At 41.0% G+C, this 23,211-nt stretch carries 20 protein-coding genes; all 20 read right to left on the bottom strand.

Annotation, left to right across the window (positions count from 1 at the left end; all coding sequences use genetic code 11):
• Positions 1-5: 5 nt before the first annotated feature.
• The 20 genes from ODU50_RS08385 to ODU50_RS08290 all read right to left on the bottom strand — a co-directional run bounded on the left by ODU50_RS08385 (position 6) and on the right by ODU50_RS08290 (position 23,000).
• The gene (locus tag ODU50_RS08385) at positions 6-2,477 is read right to left on the bottom strand and encodes an SEC10/PgrA surface exclusion domain-containing protein (RefSeq protein WP_105153442.1); all 2,472 of its coding nucleotides are present in this window, start codon (positions 2,475-2,477) and stop codon (positions 6-8) included.
• A 35-nt stretch (positions 2,478-2,512) separates the two neighbouring features.
• Positions 2,513-2,833 (bottom strand): hypothetical protein, encoded by a 321-nt coding sequence (locus ODU50_RS08380; protein WP_024418074.1) that lies wholly within the window; start codon positions 2,831-2,833, stop codon positions 2,513-2,515.
• Between the two features lie 464 nt (positions 2,834-3,297).
• Complete coding sequence (locus tag ODU50_RS08375; protein WP_029681471.1) at positions 3,298-4,173, bottom strand: replication initiator protein A; 876 nt, start codon at positions 4,171-4,173, stop codon at positions 3,298-3,300.
• A 2-nt stretch (positions 4,174-4,175) separates the two neighbouring features.
• Positions 4,176-4,346: a hypothetical protein gene (locus tag ODU50_RS08370; RefSeq protein ID WP_153309119.1), complete on the bottom strand. Its 171-nt coding sequence runs from the start codon at positions 4,344-4,346 to the stop codon at positions 4,176-4,178.
• Positions 4,347-4,356: 10 nt separating this feature from the next.
• Complete coding sequence (locus ODU50_RS08365; RefSeq protein ID WP_105095658.1) at positions 4,357-4,818, bottom strand: hypothetical protein; 462 nt, start codon at positions 4,816-4,818, stop codon at positions 4,357-4,359.
• A gap of 488 nt (positions 4,819-5,306) precedes the next feature.
• Positions 5,307-5,936 carry a TIGR01906 family membrane protein gene (locus ODU50_RS08360; protein WP_105153422.1) on the bottom strand — a complete coding sequence of 210 codons (630 nt, stop codon included), beginning with the start codon at positions 5,934-5,936 and terminating at the stop codon, positions 5,307-5,309.
• Positions 5,926-6,699 carry a TIGR01457 family HAD-type hydrolase gene (locus tag ODU50_RS08355; protein ID WP_015647053.1) on the bottom strand — a complete coding sequence of 258 codons (774 nt, stop codon included), beginning with the start codon at positions 6,697-6,699 and terminating at the stop codon, positions 5,926-5,928. Before ODU50_RS08355 ends, ODU50_RS08360 begins: the two co-directional genes overlap by 11 nt.
• A gap of 9 nt (positions 6,700-6,708) precedes the next feature.
• Complete coding sequence (locus ODU50_RS08350; RefSeq protein WP_105153423.1) at positions 6,709-7,326, bottom strand: NUDIX hydrolase; 618 nt, start codon at positions 7,324-7,326, stop codon at positions 6,709-6,711.
• Positions 7,313-8,053 (bottom strand): acyl-ACP thioesterase domain-containing protein, encoded by a 741-nt coding sequence (locus ODU50_RS08345; RefSeq protein WP_044755317.1) that lies wholly within the window; start codon positions 8,051-8,053, stop codon positions 7,313-7,315. Before ODU50_RS08345 ends, ODU50_RS08350 begins: the two co-directional genes overlap by 14 nt.
• A gap of 12 nt (positions 8,054-8,065) precedes the next feature.
• Positions 8,066-9,202, bottom strand: a complete 1,137-nt coding sequence (gene hemW, locus ODU50_RS08340) for a radical SAM family heme chaperone HemW (RefSeq protein ID WP_044755319.1) — start codon at positions 9,200-9,202, stop codon at positions 8,066-8,068.
• Positions 9,203-10,027: 825 nt separating this feature from the next.
• Positions 10,028-12,295 (bottom strand): glycogen/starch/alpha-glucan family phosphorylase, encoded by a 2,268-nt coding sequence (gene glgP, locus ODU50_RS08335; RefSeq protein ID WP_024396081.1) that lies wholly within the window; start codon positions 12,293-12,295, stop codon positions 10,028-10,030.
• A 175-nt stretch (positions 12,296-12,470) separates the two neighbouring features.
• On the bottom strand, positions 12,471-13,184 hold the full coding sequence (gene deoD / locus ODU50_RS08330) for a purine-nucleoside phosphorylase (RefSeq protein WP_014638302.1): 714 nt from the start codon (positions 13,182-13,184) through the stop codon (positions 12,471-12,473).
• Between the two features lie 32 nt (positions 13,185-13,216).
• On the bottom strand, positions 13,217-14,026 hold the full coding sequence (locus ODU50_RS08325) for a purine-nucleoside phosphorylase (protein ID WP_024385982.1): 810 nt from the start codon (positions 14,024-14,026) through the stop codon (positions 13,217-13,219).
• Between the two features lie 11 nt (positions 14,027-14,037).
• A complete protein-coding gene (locus ODU50_RS08320) occupies positions 14,038-14,394 on the bottom strand; it encodes an ArsC/Spx/MgsR family protein (protein WP_105105912.1) in 357 nt (118 codons plus the stop codon).
• Entirely contained in the window at positions 14,394-15,605 is a 1,212-nt protein-coding gene (locus tag ODU50_RS08315) for a phosphopentomutase (RefSeq protein WP_105105911.1), read from the bottom strand. The genes ODU50_RS08320 and ODU50_RS08315 overlap by 1 nt, the downstream gene beginning before the upstream one ends.
• Before the next feature lie 328 nt (positions 15,606-15,933).
• Positions 15,934-16,608, bottom strand: a complete 675-nt coding sequence (rpiA, locus tag ODU50_RS08310; RefSeq protein ID WP_053866981.1) for a ribose-5-phosphate isomerase RpiA — start codon at positions 16,606-16,608, stop codon at positions 15,934-15,936.
• 119 nt (positions 16,609-16,727) lie between these two features.
• Positions 16,728-18,050 (bottom strand): nucleotidyltransferase, encoded by a 1,323-nt coding sequence (locus tag ODU50_RS08305; protein ID WP_053866982.1) that lies wholly within the window; start codon positions 18,048-18,050, stop codon positions 16,728-16,730.
• Between the two features lies 1 nt (position 18,051).
• Positions 18,052-18,615: an SLATT domain-containing protein gene (locus tag ODU50_RS08300; protein WP_029172178.1), complete on the bottom strand. Its 564-nt coding sequence runs from the start codon at positions 18,613-18,615 to the stop codon at positions 18,052-18,054.
• A 5-nt stretch (positions 18,616-18,620) separates the two neighbouring features.
• Entirely contained in the window at positions 18,621-21,257 is a 2,637-nt protein-coding gene (locus ODU50_RS08295) for a DEAD/DEAH box helicase family protein (protein WP_029172179.1), read from the bottom strand.
• 3 nt (positions 21,258-21,260) lie between these two features.
• A complete protein-coding gene (locus ODU50_RS08290; protein WP_029744527.1) occupies positions 21,261-23,000 on the bottom strand; it encodes a site-specific DNA-methyltransferase in 1,740 nt (579 codons plus the stop codon).
• Positions 23,001-23,211: the final 211 nt, after the last annotated feature.

Below are 23,211 nucleotides of genomic sequence, written 5' to 3'. Positions count from 1 at the left end.
ATAGTTTATTTATGCTTTCGCTTGAAGCCAATAGTCGATAAGAGGCTGGTTAGTCCTAGCATCAACAAAGCGCTAGATGACTGGCTATTGGTTTTTGGTAAAACAGTCTTCTTACCATAGTGACCTGGCTTGACTTGAATTTCTCCGTAGCTATATCCTGATAGACTAAGGGAAGTCGGCTGGGGAATAGCTTCTGGGGAAGTTTCTGGTTGCACTGTACCTGTTTCCTGAAGCGCTAAATCTGTCTGGTAAAGTTGGACGAGCCTTGCTTTCTCTGCTTGGGCACGTTCGTTAGCCACTTTAGCAGAATGATAATGTTCTAAGGCTACTTCTAGCTCAGACTCTTTCTGGATAAGAAGGTCTTGTGCTTGCTTTAGAGTAGACTGAGCTACTTTCAACTGCTCAGGAGCAGCTTTCAGATTATTTAAGTAAGTTTCTCTAGATACCAGGCTTTCTTGAGCCAGCTCCAGTGCGACCTTTGCATCTACCAATGACTGCTTCGCTTCAGCGAGCTTATCTTCTAACTGGCCTAGTTTTGCCAACTGAGAAGCCAGATAGGCTTTGGATTGTTCTAGAATAAACTGTTTGGCTGTCAACTTCTCTTTCGCAGAGTCAAGGGCAGCTTGTTTCACTTTAGTATCTGCGCTAAGGTTTTGTAAGGCTGTTTGTGCCTGGACATTCCGCTCTTGAGCAAGAGCATAATTTTCCTGCGCAGTTGCTAGAGCTTTCTGGGCTGTAGGAACTTGAAGCGGTTTTGCTTGAGCCTGCTGGAGAACTTCCTGAGCCAGCAAGAGACTCTCGTTCGCTTGTGATAATTCAGACTGTGCTGCTGTAGCCGATACCTGGGCAGTAGACAAAGCATCCTTAGCACTGTTTGCTTGCTTCAGTGCAGTTTGATAGGCTGTTATGATATCTTGGGGCGTTGTAGCTGGGGCAATCGTTGCACCAGTATTAAACTTGCTTGTATCAGTAATAAAGCGATCAGCAACCCCAATCAGATGCACAGAAAAGGCATCTGAGCGGTTGGAAATGGCAAGCCCAATATACTTTTGAGGTGTATTAAAGCCTGGTATTGCGGTCACAGACATGGCATGGAAATACTCCTGACCGTTAAACAAGAAATTGATAAAGGCATCATAGACTTTCTCTTTTAGCTCAGAGATTGTCAAGTAGTTGTGCGGTGTATATTCTGTTCCGTAGGTATGAATGTTTTCGTAGCTTGTTGTAGTTGTAGATAACCCACTAGCTACTGCCGCTTTCTTAATAGCTTCGATATCGTGTGGATTGATAAGACTTGAAGTCATATCGTAGTTATCTGCTTCATAGTTATTCGCAATCGCATTCGCAAAATCAATAGCAGATAGATTAGCTACCGCTACTTCTGTCCCCATCTGGCGACGAATTTGATTAAGTAAATCCACTGCGAAGAGTGTCAATTCTTGTCGAACTTCCTGAGATAGATTGCTCGTATCTAACTGTACGGTAGAATCATTCCCATTAGCCTTAAAACGATTCAAAGCTAAGAGTTGCTCATTCATAGCTTTCAGATTTGCTTCAGCTGCCTTGGCAGAATCTGAAACATAACCTCCATCAGCATAGGCCTTAAGATTAGCGATGTACTCGGGCGTCAGTGTTATCGTGTTGATTGCCTGATAATCATTTTCAGCCTTAATGAGAGCCTGGTCTGCGAGATTTTTTGTAGCAGCCAGTACGGCTATCGCTTCATTTGCACTGTCTAGGGTTGCTTGTGCCTCTGAAACGATATCTTGTTTCTGAGCCACCTCCAGACTGGCTTGATTAATTGTAGCTTCTCGGGCTTGGTCTGCAAGTAGGGCAGTCTTCAAGTTCTCTTCAGCAACTGATTGAGCTTCTTCAGCAGCTAACAATTCTTTCTCAGCTTGGTCTGCTTCAGCTACTATCTGATGAGCATTGGTACCATCCAAAGTCGCTTGAGCCAGATCAACTCCATTTTGGGCTACTGTGACCTCTGCTTCAGCAGCATTCACCGCTTGGTCTGCTTGCGCTACGATTGCCTTCTGGTTTTCAACTGCTTCAGTAGCTGTTGAAGTATGAGTTTCTGATATCGAAACAACCGTTGAGGCAGTTTCAATATCTTGACGAGCTTCTACGATACTACTTTCAGCTTGAGAAAGAGCAGATGGGGTAGCTTGAGCCACAAGTTTCTCGGCATCTGATACATTCTGCTCAGCCTCGGAGACAGCTTGGTCTGCTAGCCTAACATTCTCTTGAGCCTCTGAAAGTGCCTGCTCAGCTACAGATAGCTCTGCTTCAGTCTTAGCCGCAAGTTGAGTAGCTTGTTCCACATCAGTTGAAGTTACAACTGTAGTAGCCGTTGAGGCAGTTGAAGTTGCTGAGTTACTTGTACTCACTTCTTCTGCTTGGACATGCGTTTGAGTTACCCCTGTAGCTGCGATAACAGCTGCACCAAGCCCCATTGTTTTTACAATCTTATTCATATTTTCCTTCTCACTTTCTTGATTTTGCTCAATATTTATTTTGAATTTACTGGACGTCGGTAACCCCTACCCGTCAGCAATAATGCTGTTCTGCCAGTGACTTTCCCACGCCTAGCAATCAAAATGTTATTTTGCTTAATCGTGCGAATTTGTGAGTAAATTTTACTGTACTCAACAATCACATCCACATCTCTTAATTCACCTGCGACATAGCCTTGTTGGCGTATGGTGCCATAGCGGTGATGTAGTTGAATTGTCCGTCCGTCTTCTAAGCGAGCAGTTGCTCCACCTAGATAGCCTAGTCTGTTTAGATCACTAAGAGTGACCTCGTTTTCTAAAGGTTTTATTTGACTCATATTTACCTCCTGATGAATCAAAGGCGGTTTACGCCGTGCTGTAAGATGACGTATCATCTTATCGGTTTTTTCTAAACACGATTTATAGTCTAGTAATCGCAAACTCCTTCAGCTTATAGCTTTCGCTATGCTTTTTCGTTATGGACCAGCACTAGATATATTTTCTAGTTACGACACCGCCCCTATTCTTCTTTTTATGCCTAGGTCCGCTAATCAGGACGGTGGTTGATATTAAATTGTCAAAGGTCAGTAGTTTAACGACATTGCGGTCAGAATGTTAAGTAGAGACCGTATCTATCAAGCGGCTATATAACTCTATTCGCTCGCCTGTTTTTAGTTTATATCGTCTCTTAAATGTTTCAGCAATCGGCAAAGCGGGAAATATATGTTCCTTAAACTTAAAATTTCGTCAACTATCATACCAGGAAATACGAATAATAAATTCTTTCTTGGTATCATTCTTTTTATCCTGCATAATATTCCTGCGCCTGCCTATGTGCATTCATCTTCTCTTCTAGCCTGCGTTCTTCCTTGAGGTTTTCAAGTGACTTCAAGAGATAGGCAAGTGGGCTTTGGCAACCATGAGGAATCTGGTCTATCAGCTCCAGCACCTCATTACTTAAGACATAGCCGCTTGCTAGGTACTGTCCTATCTGCATCTTTTGGGAATGCGTAAGAGCATATCCCTCTGGATAAAGATAGCGGTCATTATACTTGTTAGCAATCACCTGAAGCAAGGAGTAGTATTCTGGTTTGATATATTTCCCACCAGATGTATCGGATGGAGTGGCATCAGCCCCAGCCTTCCTAGAACTCTGATCACTAATATCAGGATCGTTAAGATTAGTATCATTAGAGTTCGGTCCCGAAACTTCTTGAAGTTTATTTTTCGAACTTCTGGAGGGTTGATTTTGAAACTTCTGGAAGTTTGATTTTGGAACTTCCGCTTCTGGCAAGGGTTTAGCCTGTGGAAAATCCGAATTTACATTTTCAAGGTCGCTAGTTACATTACCCAAATACAGTAGGTTTGGCTTGTTCAAGCCTTGCCGAACTTCCTCAAGCAGACCGTATTCTGCTAGCTCTTTCTTAATTTTGATAACTTTGTTTTTCCCATAACCAAGAATAGATTGCAGCTCCTCAACAGTGAAGATGAGATAGACATCACCATTTTCATCTACCCAGTTATTCTTCAGAGACAATTCAAAACGATCCTTTAGGATAGCGTAGGTGAATTTTGACTCGGTACTCATTTGGCGATAATAGACTGACTCTACCAACACCTTTGGGATGCGATAGAAACGCTCGCTAGTCTGTACCTGCTCAACAGATATTCTTCTCATGCCTATGCTCCTAATTCTCTAAATGCCAATTTCCCGTCGGGAGTAAACTTGAGCAAACCATGCATTTCAAGCTCTGCAATAACTTTTTGAGCTTTCTTCTTGGATAGCCCCATACGCTTCATCGTATCTTTGACAAGGATCTGTCTAATCCTCTGTTCTTGTAGTGTCATCATTTTCTATCTCCTAAATAAAATCTGTCAGTTCAGGTCGCATTTCTAATGTCAACCACATCGCTTCTTCTTGGGTAAGTTGAACAACATTTCCCCAGTTATGATTTACATCCACTTTGCTATATGGAAAAGTTCCAAATCTATTTTGTGGACTTAGTGTATGTACTACATTGTCCTTGGTAACTATCCATAAGATACTGGACGGTTTATACCAAAAATGACCATCTTCCATGAGCCTACGCCCTAATTTATCGTAAGGTGGATGATGAAGAATTTGGTAATGACAGTGGCTACACAGAGTCTCTTCATCATCAATCCACCAACACGAGCCATCATGCACTGCATAGCAGGGATTATCCCAGGTACAACCACAGGTGACACATTGACTATCTTTTGGAATAAGTTGTTGAAGTTCTTTAGGAAGACCATTCTCTACCCAATCTTCAATCATGCTATCTATATCAGATTGTTTCATGACTATCTCCTCTATTGTCAATTTCATTCTGTGAATAAATTTTATCAATCAAATACTTAACTTCATCCAAAGAAATAGTTAGACTATCCGAACACGAATTCCAACCAGGAGAAGCTTTTCTTTTCAGATATTTTATAGCATCGTGTTTATACTCATTTAAAATCAAAAATAGCCACCTACCACTCCAAGTGGATATGGAGCGTTTCGATTTTGTTATTTTTTTAGAAGAAAACAGCTACTTGAAATCCACAATCCTCAACTCAAACTTATAAATTAAGGTTTCACATGTTATAAGTAGCTTAGACTTGCTATTTTTGATTTTTATTGAGTATTAGATACACTTGTCAACTTTTATACTCCTTACATTCAAAATTTTGATACTAAAAAAGAGCAAACAGATTTCTCTGTTTACTCTTGTAAATTAGGTATTATTTCAAATTCTCAAAACTCTAGACACTTACTCATTCTAAAATATGAATTTTACGCTCTTATCCTATCCTATTCTTTTTTCCTATCCACGCCAGTATTGTCCCAAAGAAGAATTCGTAAAGGACAAAAAATAATACAAAGCAATGCAAGAAAAACTCTTGTGGCAAAATATATATGACAGGATCCTTTGCAGGGTCAAATAGCCATGTAGAATCTCCTGGAAATAGCACCGTATGAAACAATACAAAAAACTGATCAAAGCCAACAAGAACACCTAATAAACCGATTATCATTGGCGTAAGCATGGTCCAGAAAATGACCTTTTTAACCAAGTCTCCATAACCTTTTAGCAGAATGTTTTTTACAAAAAGCACAAAGGCAGGGAGGGTGAGGATAAAAATCCCCTGAGTTAGATGGAATAAATGTTTCACATCCGCAAAATGTTTCAGACCATCAGCTGAGGATGAAAAATTTGGCATGTCTAAAACACTTGCAAATGGATTGGTCAGATAGTTCATCAAGATATTGAAATTATAGGAAATATCTGCCGCTTTCATGTAGACCACTTTTTCCAACCCCAAAAAAGAAATCTCAAACGGATAAACTAGCCAAGCTAGGTAGATGGTTCCTAGAACTGCTGCCGACAAGACAAATAAAATCGTTCCGATAATCTGTAACTTAGTTCTCATCAAAACTCCATTCATCTAGGCTGTTGAGGACATGGGTTGGAGCCAGGGGTAAGTCTGCTACTTCTTCTGGCTTGGTAAATCCAGTCAGGACTAAAAGAGTTGGAAATCCATTGTCAATCCCTGCACGAATATCCGTCAGGTAGTTATCTCCCACCATAACCGTTTGGCTGCGTTCTGTGCCTAAAATCTCCAGAGCCTTGTCCATGATAATGGCTTCAGGCTTACCGATAAAGGTCGGCTCTACTCGGGTAGCAGCTTTCAAAAGTGCAATAAGTGAGCCTGCTCCTGGCAAATGACCTCTTTCAGTCGGAATGTTCAAATCAGGATTGGTACCGATAAAGGTCGCTCCCTTTTGAATAGCCAAGGTGGCAATGGTTAGTTTTTCATAAGTTAACTGAGTATCCAAACCGACAACAACATAGGCTGGATTTTCCGTGTCTTCGACATAACCTGCCTCAAAAATGGCAGACTTGAGCCCGTCTTCTCCAATGACATAGACTGTCTTTTCCTTGCCCAAATCATTCATATAATCTACCGTCGCCAGACTGGCTGTATAGATTGTTTCAAGCGGTGTCTCAATGTTAAAGTTTTCAGCCAACATAGCCTGTACCATCTCAGGACGGCGGGTTGTATTGTTGGTCACGAATAAATAGGGAATCTGGCGTTCTTGCAAGCGATGAATAAAACGTTCACCAGCAGGAATCCGCTTTTTCCCTTCATAAATCGTACCATCCAAATCAATCAAATAACCTGTATATGTCATTTTTCCTCCTTAATCAAATCGTGTTTCCCAATGCTCAGACCGACTAGCTTCCAAGCAAAGTGCTAACTGCTCAGCTGTATTTTTCCCAAGTGAGAGCGGTGGTAAGTCATCTAGACTGAAAAAGCCACTGGCAACTGTCTCCGAATTGGGCTGAAACTCCCCGCCAAGGAGACGACATAGAATGAAGACCTTGGTCACGCGGTGGGCTGTCTTGGCAGGATTGTTCTTGTGCTTGTCCAAAATCGCAACGACTCGCAGAGCCTCCACATCCAGCCCCGGTTCTTCCTTTACTTCCTTAACAACATTTTCCTTGACGGACTGGTCCACATCGCACCAACCACCTGGCAAGGACCAGAGCCCATCGTTTTCCTGAACCAGTAGGATTTTATCCTCTTGGAAAATAGCTGCGCGGGTATCCAGCTTGGGTGTCTGATAGCCTGTTTCATTGCAAAACAAGTCTTTCACCACCTCCAAGGGCTGTCCAGATGGCTCTACCAACATTTCCGCCGCAATCTGTCTGATTTCTTCGAAACGCTCCATGTCATAAATATCTTTTCCATAGGCCAAGCCTGTCTGAGCCAAGGCTTGTAGGCGAATAGCCCATTCCAACCACTTATCCTGCGACATGACTTTCCCTCCATTCTATGACAGCTTGCGCATGAATATGCCCATCTACCACAATCTCATGCTGGCTGACACCAGCTTTTGCCACCATACGTGAACTTACCAAGCTAGTCGCCTCTACTTCCTTAAGATACTTGAGTTGGATTTTTTTAGGGATATGGCAGAGCAGAAAATCATAGCCCAGTGCTTCATACATCCATTCCAGATACTTGCCATTATTGACATGCCCATTCATATCCAAGTCAAAATAGCGAACAGAAAATTCTTGAACAGATGGATTTTCCAAGAGCTGATACTTGGGAGCCCGAGGTAATTTCTTGACCTGCTCAGACTGATAAGGGGCAATCAAATCTTCTGGCACAGGTGCCACCTTGCGAGTCTCAAAATCAATCAGGACAAAATAGCAGAGAATGTCCAGCAAAAGATTGCCCGCCTCATCGTAAATATAGAACATCCGATGACAGAAAAACTTGTTGTAGGCAACCGCTTCTGTTTTTATCGTGATGGTTTCATTGTACTTAGGCAAGCTTTGAATAGTTAGTTCATAATCAGTCACCACCCAAATCAAGCCAAATTCCTGAAAAACATAGAGGTCACTGCGCCCCAGTTCTTCCGACTGCCGACCTGACACACCAAGACAGTAGGAAATAAAGTCAGGCAGTTTGATTTCTTGTTTAACATCCACCATATCAAAAGGAATGGTGAACTCTTCTTGGTAGCTTAGTCCCATTGTGTCCTCTTTCTAATCTTCTATAATGAAACGCTCGGCAACTGTATCGCCCAGAAACAATCCCTTTTTCGTCATCCGAAGCCAACGGTCTTCTTCTTGCAAAAGACCTTCATTTTTCAAGTCCCTGACCACCTGACCGTAGCGGTCTTCAAAGGAAATGCCAAACTTTTCCTCGAATCGCTCAATGGACACGCCAGTTTTTTTCCGTAGGCCCAGAAACATCTCTTCTTCCATCTGCTCGGTCTGGCTGAGGAATTCTTCGTGTAAGCGGGAATGGCCTTTTTCGCGGATGGATTTGAGGTAGTGCTGGATGGGGCCACGGTTGCGGTAGCGCATGCCGTCGATGTAGCCAGATGCTCCAGCTCCTAGACCATAGTACTCCGAGTTGTCCCAGTACATGAGGTTGTGGCGACTCTCAAAACCAGGTTTGGTGAAGTTGGAGATTTCGTAGTGCTCGAAGCCGTTTTTCTCCAGCTCTTGTAGGATGTAGTCGAACATATCCGACTCCACATCTTCGTTGGGCAGATGCAGGTTGCCACGGCGTTGGCGGTTCATGAAGACCGTGTGGTTCTCCAAAATCAAGCTATAGAGGCTCATGTGGGGAATGTCCAGCTCCAAGGCCTTGGCGACATTGTCCACCACCTGCTCCATGGTCTGACCAGGCAGGGCATAAATCAGGTCAATGGAAATATTGTGAAAACCCGCTTCCTTGAGGGCTGCAATGGTTTCATAAATCTGGGCCTGGTTGTGGCTACGACCGATTTTTTTCAACATACGGTCGTCAAAGGTCTGGACCCCCAGCGATACCCGATTGCACTTGGACTTTTTCAGAACCGCAATCTTATCCGCCCTCAAGTCACCTGGATTGGCCTCAATGGTAAATTCTTCCAGTTGCGACAAGTCCAACAAATCCTCCAGATTGGTCAGGAGATAATCTAGCTGTTCTGCTGAGAGAGCCGACGGTGTTCCGCCTCCGATGTAGAGGGTCTTGAGGGCTGGAAGGTCGTAAAACTTGACCTCTTCCATTAGGGCTGTCAAATACTCGTCAACAGGCTGGTTCTTAATAAAGACCTTGGAAAAATCACAGTAGTAACAAATCTGGGTGCAAAATGGAATGTGGATATAGGCAGATGTCGGTCGTTTTTTCATACCAACTATTATAGCACACTGTCTATAAAAATATTTTTTACAGCCATCACTTCCCCCTCAAAACAATGATATAATATAGTAAACTTACAAAATCTACAAAAGGGATTAAATCATGAACAAAGAACGATTCTATGATGTCATCAACGCTATCTTATCATTCTTATTCTGCCGTTGGCTCTTTATGACCTTTCTTTTTTACCAGTTCACGGCCATATTCATGACGGTTGATTTTTGGCCGACACTTGCCGCAATCCTGTTAATGACCGGATTTTGCTTTACCCTATTTCGACTTGTCTATAAGCCCCATATTTCGCGACTGACACTTTGGTTTTTCTACGCTTGCTACGGGCTTCTGCTAGTCTATCTTCTCTTTTTCAAAAGCATGGGCGTCAGAGGTGTCAACTGGGATCTCCTTAGCACTTTTTCACAAGACCTATTTCTCAATCCTACTATATTGGTTTTTAACCTCTTACTCTTTTTACCACTTGGGTTGCTTTTTTCATTTTCTTAGAAAAAACTTTCTCTCTTTGTAGGTGCTATTTTACTGGTTGAAGCTTGTCAATTCTTCTTTTCACTGGGCTTCTTTGACCTTGGCGACATCTTGCTTAACACTTCTGGCTTTGCCCTTGGAAACTTCTTGGGACAATCCGAAATGGCTCAATCTTTTAAAAATAGAATACAGAAAAAATGACCCCGCAAGGTCATTTTTAGTTTATTTATACTCAATGAAAATCAAAAGTAGCCTAGGAAACGAAGCCGACGATAGAACTGAAGTTCATCTAGGCTCTTGACAACGGATAATTTTGATTTTCGAAGAGTATTAGCTTACTTAACTTCCAAATGCCAGATGTCTTCGTTGTACTGTTGAATAGTACGGTCTGACGAGAAGAAACCTGCTTTAGCGATGTTGACGATGACTTTTTCCAACCAGCTGTCGCGATCTTCGTAGTCTGCTAACATCTGCTCTTTAGTCGAGATATAATCTTCCAAATCAAGCAAGGTCATGAAGTGGTCATTGTGCTTAAGGTTGTCCTGCAAACGCCAGAGACGCTCATCGATTCCACCAGCATGACGAATGGTATCAGATGTGATGAAATCAATCAATGGACGGATAGCGTCACGTTCGTAGAAGGAATATGGATGGTAGGTCCCATTTGCATAGTGTTCGATAACTGTTTGGCTATCTTGACCAAAGATATAAATATTTTCATCACCTACCAACTCATGAATTTCCACATTGGCCCCATCATCTGTACCGATGGTCAAGGCTCCGTTGAGCATGAATTTCATGTTACCTGTACCAGAAGCTTCTTTGGATGCAAGGGAAATTTGCTCTGAAATATCTGCCGCTGGAATAATATAACTCGCCTCGGTTACGTTATAGTTTTCAATCATAACGAGTTGCAAGTGTGGCGCCACATCAGGATCATTTTTAATCACCTGTGACAATACCAAAATCAAATGAATGATGTCCTGTGCGGTTGTGTAAGCAGGAGCAGCCTTTCCACCAAAGAAAACTGTTAATGGGCGGGTAGGGATGTTGCCTGCTTTAATATCCAGATACTTATGGATAACATAAAGAACATTCATCTGCTGACGCTTGTACTCGTGCATTCGCTTGATTTGTACATCAAAGATGGATTCTGGATTAACATGAACACCTTGTGTCTTGGCAATATGGCGCTGCAATTTGCGTTTATTATGCTGCTTTGTCTTTTCCAGCCAAGATTTCAATTCCTTATCATTTTTGTAATCCAACAGCTTTTCGAGTTCACTTGCATCGTGATGGTAACCATGTCCAAGTAGGCCGTCCAGGTAGCTTGCCAAACTTGGATTAGCATGCATGAGCCAGCGACGGAAGGTAATCCCATTTGTCTTATTATTGAATTTTTCAGGATATAGCTCATAGAAAGCTTTCAACTCTGAAGTTTTCAAAATCTCTGTATGAAGTGCCGCCACCCCGTTGATGGAATAACCATAATGAATATCCATGTGTGCCATGTGAACACGGCCATGTTCATCGATGATATTGACAGCAGGATCATCCTTCACTTCTTTGGCACGACGATCCAATTCTACGATGAACGGTACCAAGTGCGGAACCACATAGTTCAGAAAATCAAGCGGCCATTTTTCCAGCGCCTCTGACAAGATGGTATGGTTGGTATAAGCAGTCATTTTCTTAACAATTTCAACTGCCTCATCAAACGAAATACCACGAAGCTCCAAAAGGCGAATTAATTCTGGAATAACAAGTGATGGGTGAGTATCATTGATTTGAACAACGGCATAATCAGGTAGGTCATGTAAGTTTGACCCCTTAGCAACCGCTTCGTCAATCAATAGTTGCGCAGCGTTAGAGACCATGAAATACTGCTGGAAGATGCGGAGAACTTTTCCTTCATCGGTCGAATCATCTGGATAGAGGAAGAGGGTCAAGTTTCGGAAAATATCTTCCTTATCAAATTCTATTCCATCATAAATGATATTGTCATCAACTGAACCAAGGTCAAACAAGCGAAGTCGATTCTTGCGTTCCATTTTATAACCAGGTACATCGATGTCGTACAACTTAGATGTCAAGGTAAAGTTAGCAAATGGCACCTGATAAGAAATCGGTGACTCTGTTAACCATGAACGTGGTGTAATCCACTCGTTTGGCACAGCAGACTGCTGATGGTATTCGAATAATTGTCTAAACAGTCCAAAGTGATAATTCAAGCCGACCCCATCACCGTTAAGACCTAGACTAGCAATTGAATCAAGGAAGCAGGCAGCCAAGCGCCCCAAACCTCCATTACCAAGAGACGGTTCAAGCTCCATGTCTTCAATAGCAATCAAATCCTTACCAGCCGCCACCAACTGGCTTTTAACCTCATCATAAAGACCAAGGTTGATTAAATTATTAGACAAGAGCTTACCAATTAAGAACTCTGCTGAAATATAGTAGACCTTTTTCTTTTGGTCATTTGTATACTTAGCTTCACTCTGCTGTTTTGTAAAAGCAAGCAAGGCGTAATAGAGTTCTTGGTCTGTACAATCTTCAATGCGTTTGGCATACATAGACTGAACAAAATTTTGTAAATTAATCATGAGGGCTCTCCTAAATATATTAATGTAATCATTCAGAAAGGTTTCGCTTTACCTTTGTAAACGTTTTCTTAATTATACCCTATTTATAAAAAAAAGACAAGCCAACTTCCGTACAAATAGAAATTAGTTCGTCTTTTAAACGATTGCAGGTTACTACAATCAGAATTATTCTTAATTATTCTGCAATCAGAGTTTCCAAACCAACTTTCATCATATCCGTGAAAGTATTTTGACGCTCTTCTGCTGTGGTGTCTTCCTCTGGATTAACCAAGCTATCTGAAATCGTCATAATGGCAAGCGTTTGAACGCCAAACTTAGCACCTAGGTAATAAAGTGCAGCTGCTTCCATTTCTACAGCCTTGACACCTAGTTGACCTAATTCTAAGTTGCGACTAAACAATTTTGGAGAATAGAAACTATCTGATGATAAAACATTGCCAACATGCGTTGTCATGTTGAGTTCTTTGGCGATATGATAAGCCTTATCTAAAAGATCAAAATCAGCGATTTGTGGCAAATCGTACTCTGGCCAGTCAATATTAATCATACGAGAGTTGGTCGCAGCTGCCTGAGCCAAGACCAATTCGCGGACATGGACATCCTCGTTCAAAGAACCTGCTGTTCCCACACGAATTAGTTTTTTCACACCATATTCGTTAATCAATTCATGGGCGTAGATAGAGATGGATGGCATTCCCATACCTGTTCCCATGACAGAGACACGATGACCCTTGTAGGTACCTGTGTAGCCGAACATATTACGAACTTCGTTGAAGCAAACTGCATCTTCAAGGAAGTTTTCAGCGATAAATTTAGCACGAAGCGGATCACCAGGAAGCAAAATCTTATCAGCGATTTCGCCTGGTTTTGCGGAAATATGGATAGACATGTAATGTACCTCTTTGTTCTATTTTCGAATGCTTACAACTCAGCCAAGATAGCTTTCACCAAGCCCTTGAAGTTGCCCTTGATTTGCTCGGTTACTTCTACAACTTCTTCGTGATTGAGTTCAGATTGGAAGCCAGCCGCAAAGTTTGTGATAGCAGAAATACCCAAGACTTTCATACCTGAGTGAGCTGCCACGATAACTTCTGGTACTGTTGACATACCGACTGCGTGGGCCCCCATGGTCTTGAAGGCCAAGATTTCAGCAGGTGTTTCATAGGTAGGGCCTGTCACACCGAGATAGACACCATCATCCAACTTGATACCCAATTTTTCCGCAACGGCATGGGCTTTTTCACGGTATTCTTTAGTGTAGGCATTGGACATATCTGGGAAACGTGGACCAAATTCTTCCAAGTTTTCGCCAATCAATGGATTTTGGCCAGTCATGTTGATGTGGTCTGTAATGGCCATAAGGGTACCTGGACCGTAGCCAATACCACCTGCGGCATTAGTAACAATCACGCCTTCACAACCAAGAGCTTTCATGACACGGACTGGGAAAGTCACGACCTCCATAGGATTGCCTTCGTAGAAGTGGAATCGACCTTGAAGAGCCAAAACCTTGCGACCTGCCAAATCACCGTAAACCAACTTACCAGCATGACCAACAACTGTTGATTTACCCCAGTTTGGAATATCTGCATAGTCGATGACAATGGCATTTTCAACTTCTTGGGCCAATTCGCCCAATCCTGATCCCAAAATCAAACCGAATTCAGGTTTTACCAAACCTTTTTCTTCCAAGAACGTTTTTGTTTCAATGATTTTTGCAAGTAAACTCATATTTTCTCCTTTTATAAATAATCCGACCAGTCATATTCTGGCATTTTTTCTTTAATGATTTCAAGCGGACGACAGAGGAAGGCTGTCTGCTCTCGCTCGATAATGGGGCGATTGAGCAAGGCAGGCTCTTTAACTAAACGCTCAAAGATTTCTTCTTCTGACAAGGCTAGTCGTTCTTCTTCCTTCAATCGAGTAACTGCTGAAGGTTGACTGCCCATTTTTTCCAAGAGAGCTGCCAATTCAGCTCCCCTTAATGGCGTTTCCAAATAATTAACCCACTTAACTTCCATATCCTGGCTGGACAGCAATATTCTTAATTTTTTACACTTACTACAGTCAGGATTGTAATAGACCGTTAGCTTATCCATTAAACCAATTGTGACAAGAAGCTCGCGCCAATCATGGCTGTATCCACTCCGAAGTTTTCCGCAACGGTTGCTGAAATGTCCGCAAAATGACCTACTGGCAAGACACCGCTACCTTTGAAAGCTTTGCTGTATGCCAAGAGTGGCACATATTCACGTGTGTGGTCTGTTCCAGCATAGGATGGATCATTGCCGTGGTCTGCAGTAATCAAGAGTAGATCATCTTCACGCATATTGTCAATAATCTCTGGAATACGTGCATCAAACTCTTGTAAACAATCGCGGTAGCCTTCAATATTGCGACGGTGACCATACACAGCATCAAAGTCAACTAAGTTTGTGAAGGAGAAACCTTCCTCGAAGTCTGATAACTTCAGAGTATCAATCAACACATCGACACCGTGCTTGTTGGACTTGGTGTGCCCCATATCATTTGTAATACCTGAACCATTGAAAATATCACTGATTTTACCAACTGAGTAAGTTGGTACACCCGCATCTGCCAGTTTGTTGAGTACTGTTGCTTCAAACGGTGATACTGCATAGTCGTGACGGTTGGCAGTTCGTGAGAAATTGCCTGGCTCACCAACGTATGGACGGGCGATGATACGGCCTAGAAGAGCTGGGCGTTCAAGGGTAATGGAACGAGCGTATTCACAGATACGATACAACTCATCAAGTGGAATAATGTCTTCATGGGCTGCAATCTGAAGCACAGGGTCTGCGGAGGTATAGACGATCAACTCTCCTGTTTCCATTTGGCGAGGGGCAAAGTCATCAATGACAGCTGTACCTGAATACGGCTTGTTTGCTTCGCGGATGATTTTACGACCTGAGAATTCTTCGATTTTTGTCAAAATCTCTTCAGGGAAACCATCCCAGAATGTATCAAATGGCTCAGTAATATTGAGACCCATAATTTCCCAGTGTCCAGTCATGGTATCCTTACCAAGCGATACTTCTTCCAACTTGGTCACGTAACCAGTTGGATGGCTTTCAGCAGGAACTGTCGCAAGTGCTGTATCTCGAGGGATATTTCCAAGACCAATCTTGGTCATATTAGGTACCTCAAGCCCAGCTTTTTCAGAAATGTGACCGAGAGTATCAGATTCTGCATCTGCTACACCCGCATTGAAAAATTTATCTGAGTCTGGTGCTGCGCCGATTCCGACAGAGTCCATAACTACCAAGTGAACACGTTTAAATTTAGGCATAATTGTCTCCTTTATTTGATATAGTTAGATTCAACCAAAATCAGCGTCCAACCAAGTTGCTAGACTGGAAATTATCGTTACCACATCTAAACATTTTAATGGGGTGCAATACTTATACAGTCACAGCTCTCGGTATCAAACTTCCTAACCATCAAAACTAGATACTGTTACTCGCTTCACTGCCTGCTGTTCAGCTATCGCTTTTTCAGTACCTATCGTCTGACTGCTACGAGGTAAGGGGATAGATTTTTGAAGAGTCTAAACGTTCGTGTTTTCATTATACCATAAAAAAGCCTCTCATTGTACCAAAATGAGAAGCGTTTTCAATTTATTTCTTTTCGATGATGTTCGGTCCTTCTGGTGTACCAACAATTACCTTGGAAATCAATCCAATAAAGAGACCGTGTTCTACAACACCGACGGTCCGATCCAATTCTTCCGCCAATGCATATGTATCTTCTATTCTGCGCAAATCAAGGTCAATGATAAAGTTCTGCATATCCGTGATATGTTTTTCTCCATTACGCATACGAAAACTTGGACGATACCCTTTTTTCTCAAATAATCGGAAAAGATTTTCCGCACCGTACTGCACGACTTCCACTGGCAACTTAAAGGCACCTAGGGTATCTACCACCTTAGACTCATCGACAATCCAGATGCAGTCCTTACTATTGACTGCAACTACCTTCTCCATGAGCAGTGCAGCACCGCCACCCTTTATACCATTGAAGGCACCATCCACCTCGTCAGCCCCATCTACCGTCAGGTCCACATACTCGACTTCGTCGATATTTTTTAGGGGAATCCCAAGGGACGCAGCGTGCTCAGCCGTGGCATGAGAGGTCGTTACGCCTGTGATCTGTAGCCCTTCTTCTGCAACCCGGCGGCCAATCTCCTGCACGAAATAGTATGCCGTCGAACCAGTTCCTAGCCCAACAATCATCCCGTCCGTCACAAATTCCGCCGCCTTAATCCCAACCTGCTCTTTAAGTTTTGTCATCTTGTCCTCCTTTGAAGTCATTCATGAAATAATTATACCACAGCTCAAACAACTGTCCAATTTTTAAAGTTGTTCGCTTTCTTTAACTCTTCTAGGATAAAGTTTAGCTCAATTCTAAGTTAAATACTATGTATTTTAGAATATGGATCAATCGGAACTTCAATCCTTCCTCTCGCAATAACTACTCCTTCATGAATAGCATAACACTCAACATAATGCATTCCTTTGAATTCTGTGTTTTCGTGCTTTTTGGTACCACCTTTAATTATTTGCCCTCGTTCACGACCTCGTTTAATCGCCTCGACCCCAACATTCCTTACTTTCCAGAAAAATTCAACGCCACTTAAGGTGCTCGGAATATTCGTGTTTAGTATATAAAAATCTAAACTCTTTTTATCTTTCAGCTTAAAACCTCTACTAAGAATATTTCGCAAAGTATATTTTCGAAACCCTTTTTGTGTGACGTCGCAATCCAATTCCAGATTATATCGAATATGAATCGGGAACATATCTTCAATGAATTGCTCTTCGGGAGCTATCATATTAGATACAAAAGAATCCGATTTGGCAAATTGATTTCCGAATATCGCTCTATAATCTTTAATTAGACTGGTTGAGTCTTTCAATAGATTATATGTCTTTTTAGCCTTAGTGATAAACTTACCGTTATCACTATTTTCTATCTGTTGATTACTACCTAATGCGAACCAGTAACTTCGCTCCTTATCTTGCTCAGACAAAAACTTAAATAATTCTGGTATTAACTCCTCGTAGTCAGAGTATCTAATCAAGTTTATATTTTCATCTTCGAGATATTTTGAAACCATTGTATCAATGAGTAAACCTTTAAATACAAAGCCGTTTTTATTTTTCCATTTTCGTAATAGTCTACAAAAATTAATAAAATGCCCCTCAGTTTCATCCTTCAAGCGATTACATTCAGATATTTCAGGCGTTGGTTTTGTTAGCTTCCACGAACCGCCATCATGCGTGTCTGGATGCTTAAAATCCCCATTATCTTGCTCAAAAGCTGGCACTAGCTCAATTGTCCCAGCAGGAGAAGACGTAAAAGTAATAGAAACTACCTGTCCATCTCCTTTTATTTTAGTCGAAGGATAGCTCAGAGCTATCTCATTTTTAACTTCTTGTAACAGCTTAGATTGCCCATTGCCAGAATGATTATTAAATTTATCGTAAACTTCTTGAGGTAGTTTAAAAATACAGTCGAAATCACTCGTCTTTGCAATAGCAGTTCCACGACCAACACTACCAACAATGTAACAGTTCTCACTCTCAATATCCTCAAAATCATCTTCAGGATAGTATTTTTTGTTAAGTTTTTTTGTAATTTTCTTTAATCGACCACACCACTTATCGAACTCCGATTCTTCAATAGGAAGCTCTTCTTCACAAAAATCTTTAAAATGTTCAGCTAAACTCAAACTACTCCTCCTCTAAAATATCTTTAAGCTTGTTAGGAATTAAGTACTTATAATCTTCCTCAAAATCATCGTCTCTTCTTGATTTCAAGAATTTTCCAGCTTTATCAACAACTTTTTGTGGAGCATTAGCGAGCTCAGGCATTTTCATATTTCTAGTTTCAACTAATTTGTTGAATTCTTCTGCGACAGAATCTGAACTATCCGTGTTGTAGGTTAAAACATACAATAAATGCGTAGCTTTTTCTCTAAGTTCCCAGAGTATATTTGCGTCCCGTTTCATTCTTTCGCTAGCTCCTTCAAAATCAAACTCTTTTTTTAGGGCAGTTAGAACAGTGACGCATATAGAAACAAATGCTGTCACAACTTTTGCCCAGTATTCATCACTCAATAAAATATAAATTAAACCCGATGAAACAATAGCAGAAAGAAGTAAATTTACCACACGAACCCATTTTGCATAACTTGCTAATATATCCGAATATATAATTTGAATTTTATGAGTCCAAGAAACATTAACAATAAATTTCTTTACTTCCTCATGGAGTTGTCTCTGAAGTTTCGACATACTAATTACAACCTCCGTAATTCTTCCCTAACCTCATCCTTGCTTACCACCTCATTAAAGAACGGCAATCCGACAATACGATAGCGGTCATCATCAACCAGTGTTCTCGCCTCGTCTCGCTCGGAAATCTGATGCAAGAACTCTTGTTTCCAGCCTTCCTTGCTATTTTTGAAAGTATTATCAGAATCCAAGAACTGGCTCCCTTTCGGTTCAATGAAAATCTGCCACGAAACATTTCCTGTATTTTTGTCGTTGGCAAACATGAGAAAGTCTGGTTCAAAGGCTTGCCCCCTATCAAAACTATAAATCTTTACAGCTTTTTCATTTCGAAGCAGGTAAATATCCGTCCATTTTTCTTCAAGTTCAACCATTAAATCTTTAATCAGGCGAACGAGAAGTTTTTCCTCACTTGTGCCGAAGTTGTCATCATAAGCGTACCAGTCTAGATTATCCAAGTCTTCAAAATATTGCGTTTCGGCTGGATTTTTCTGTGATAAACCAAACTCTGCCTGACTTTGATGATTGATGGTGTATTTTCGCAAGATATTATCTTCAAACAAGTCCTTTATTTTGTATTGTTCGAATTTTTCTGAACCGAAGAAGCGCTCCTCGGTCGCAATCAAATCTTTTTCAATATGATGGAGCAGTTTTTCCGTGATATAAAGTTTATCATCTGGCGTCAAATCAGACATCATTTGATATTGAGATTCAACCCGAATATCAATATCTGCGAGCATACCAATAAAAGCTGATACACTTCCAAGTGCTACAAAGGCTTTTTGGAGATTATCAAACGAAAATTTCTTATTACGGTTAATAGCCGTTCTGGCGATATTGTCGCCAATAACTCTGCTGAATTTGAACGTAAGAGCTTCTAAACTATCTGAAACGTAAGTCGCTTCGTCAAAAGCTTCAATGTCTCGAACGCCTTGAGTTGGCAATTTAACTTCAAAAGACTTTGGAATAAAGGACGTGTCGAATAGACTTTCTTGTCGCTCTCCAAGAATTTGCTCATATGAAAGCCGCCTATTCATCCAAACAACACCATCAGTATAAGTCCGCGTCTTCTTGAAAGATTCCTTGAGTTTAAGTTCTCGTTCCTCAAGATTTTGGTCATCGAAAATCCCAGATTCACGCAAAACCTGCTTTAGTTCTGAAATATAACGAGGGTTATTCGCAGAGTGATAATGCAGTTGCTCAATGACACGAAGCTCATTATTTTCATTATCATCAAACTTCCGAATATACTTCTCTTCCAGATTATCACCAATCACAAATGGAAAATAACGAGCACCGCGACCAATCAGCTGTTTCTCTGTGTTGGTCGTTTTTCCAGGAACAAATCCATTTTTCATTGTTTTCCCATCACGGGTATCGTAGAGGCGTACAATATCGAAAAGATTAAGAACGTCCCAGCCTTCATTTAGCATATCGACGGCAAAAATCGCTCGGATTTCATTACTTGGCTGCTCCAAGGTGTTGAGGAGGTTCAGGCTATCCTTGTTCTTGTTTTTCCCATCCACCAATAGCAAGCGTTCTTTGCGGAAATCCTCCTGAAGTTCCGCCACCAAGTCAGTATCTGAAATCCCAACTGTCTCGAAATAAGAAAATGCCTTTTTCAAAATACTGAACTTTTCATCCATTTCTAAGACCAGCTCTCGCTGTGCTTGAATATCTTCTAAAGAAAGGTTGTCTAGCAACCCCAAAAACGCATCCAAATTTTCTTGACTTTCTGCAATTTTCTGCGACTTAAACATGACCAATGGTTTTAAGTTAATTCCGTTTTTCAAAGCGATTTTCTTGCGGTACTGACTGATGATGATTGCCTGAAGCATGCGATGATTGACATCACCATCCACCAAATGAAAGAGGACGTCTTTCGAATACTTGTCCAGTCGAAACTCTTTCAGGTCATACTTAAAAAGTAAAGACTTTTCGTACTTTTGTGCTAAGATTGGATTGGTCAGGTCAATCGTTGCAGTAAACTCAAAGATACTGGACTTTTTAGCAGTCTTTTGAATCATTTCAATCGTACTAGTCCAACTGGTATTGTCATCTTTCTCCGACTTACTCAAACCAGCGTTCAAGTGGTGAGCTTCATCCGCCAGCATGACAACCGAAATATCCTTAAACTGCTCATAGGAGAGGCGATTTTCTCTCGGAGTATTAAGGTCTTGGTGAAGCTTTTGGATAGTAGTAAAGACGATGTTAATACTATCATCACGGCTATCTGAAAAATCCGTCACTTCACGCACTGTCACGATTCGTCCGTCCATGACAATCTTTTCCGCAAAAAGATACTTACCAGAAGCACTTTCTAAGAAGTTATCCCTTGTTTTCGTCAGGATATTATCGTTGTTCACAAAGAAAATGAAATTTCGCTCACCTTGCTGGTACTTCTCCAAGATAATCGCCGCCATCAAGAGCGTTTTACCGGAACCAGTTGCCATATTGTAGAGAACTTGCTCTGGAATCACTCGATTATTATCCGTTTTGTAGTGAAGATAACGTCCGATAGCCTCCTGCTGATAAGGTCGTAAGGGGTACTTCAAATTTTTCGTGAGGTAATCTGGCAAATCTGTCCGAAAATCCTTAAAGCCAGACCGACTGACTGTATCATAGGTTTCGTAAATAAATATCATGGCTTACTTTTCCTTTCCGTAGAAAGCGTGATTGAGCTTCTTATCCTCAGCAGAAATCTGATAATCACTATCATCAATATCAGAATAATTCACATAGAGGTTATTGTTATCAATGATTTCAGACAAGATTTGCTTTTGTTCTGCCAAAGAAAGTTGACAAAACTCATTCTTTTTCAACTTTTTAGGGTCGATGCGGTAGGATAAGAAGGAAGATTTTTTCGCAAGCTCAAACAGTTCTAATAATTCTTCCGTTGTTGTCGCCTCAAAAATCGCATTTTTGAAATCTTGAGCGTCGTTTTTCAGTTCAGCGTAGACAAAGCTACCACCGCCAGACCAGTTCAACTCATAACTTATACCAGATACTTTTCCTCTTATTGCAGCATTTAATCTATTTTTCGTAATTTCTATCTGACTTTCCATCTGCTCAACGCCTATAAATTGCCTGTTGGTTTTTAATGCGGTTGCTAATGTAGTCCCAGTTCCCATAAAGAAATCAAGAATTATATCTCCATCAGACGAGCACATCTCTAAAATACGTTTCAGAAGTTTCTCAGGTTTTTGACCTGAATTATCAAAATCAAATTCAATTTCTGACGTAGCACGATTCGACTCCTTATATGCTTGGGGATTTGCATATATTTGAGGAATATCCTTCCACACAGTAGTCAATGGCACTCCCTTCGATGAGTCTAAATATTGTTTCTCCCAAATTGCTTCACCATTCTCATCAACTCCTCTATGACGACGACGATAAATTCTACCATCACCATCATCGAATTTAAACCAGTCTTTTATGTATTTTTCATCATATTCCGTATAAACCTTATACTGCTTACGATTATTGTAGGATTTTGCGTAATGTAAAATATAATCGTGAATATTTACAGGCTTAGCTCCTTTTGCTCTACCCCCAGATGCTGAGCCGTATGACCAAATTATTTCCTCTACAAAATTTTCTTTTTTAAAAATTTCATCACAGAGAACTTTTAAATAATGAGATTCATTGATATCTATATGAATGAAAATATTTCCTGTCGGCGAAAGCAACTCCCTTGCAATATTTAAGCGATTCTTCATAAAGGTTAGCCAAGTAGAATGGTTAAAGCTATCATTATACTTGAAGCTATCTCCACCTGTGTTGAAGGGGGGATCTATATAAATAACATCAATTTTCCCTGCAAAGCGTTTCTTGAGGCTGTGAAGGGCAATGAGGTTATTACCTTTGATGATGAGATTATCGGTATCACTGAGTTCTTCTACTTCATGCTCACCAGTTTCATCATAGCGTTTGAAATTGGTTAAAACCTTATCATCCAAAAGACGATTGATTTCAGTCGGTGCGAGTGTCTCGTTAAAGAAAATCTCCTGACGTTTGGCATCATCCTTAGTCTGTCCACCCTCTAGCACACAATCTTTGTATGGAAAATTCAGGACAACTTTCTGATTTTCTGATAGGTACTTGTCACCGGTCGCCAAACCGATTTTAGTCTTGTAGGCGGTAAAGCTATCAGGGAGAAACTCCTTATTATTCAAAAACTGCAAAAAGACGTCTTTCTTGAAGACAAGAACGCCAGTATCTAGAGTAGAAAAGAAATACTTGGAAATTTTATTATTGCTCATCAATATATTAAGGAGTTCAGGATTGTATTGCCTCGCCAGCTCTGCCAGTTTATTTTTATTGAGCACACCTTCCACCATAAAAGTGTCATTTTGTGCCAAAAGTTGCTCCAGTTCTTGCTTCATTATTAGATCTACCTTTCAGCTGAAAATTTGTGAAGGGCTGATGGTATTCCTTTATTATGAATATAATAAAGGAAGGGTATACCCCAATGTCATTAAGTTAACTAACCTATCACATTTTGTGGTAGGTTAGTTTTTTATGTTACACTAAAAATAAAAGGAACCAAATCATGCTTGACCAGATCAAATCTCACTTATTTGATAGTATTAACGC

The organism is Streptococcus sp. 2020WUSS084 (assembly GCF_044427445.1).
Classification (GTDB): domain Bacteria; phylum Bacillota; class Bacilli; order Lactobacillales; family Streptococcaceae; genus Streptococcus; species Streptococcus suis.
Note: the sequence above shows the minus strand (reverse complement) of the source record. Positions and strands in the feature narration are given on the sequence as shown.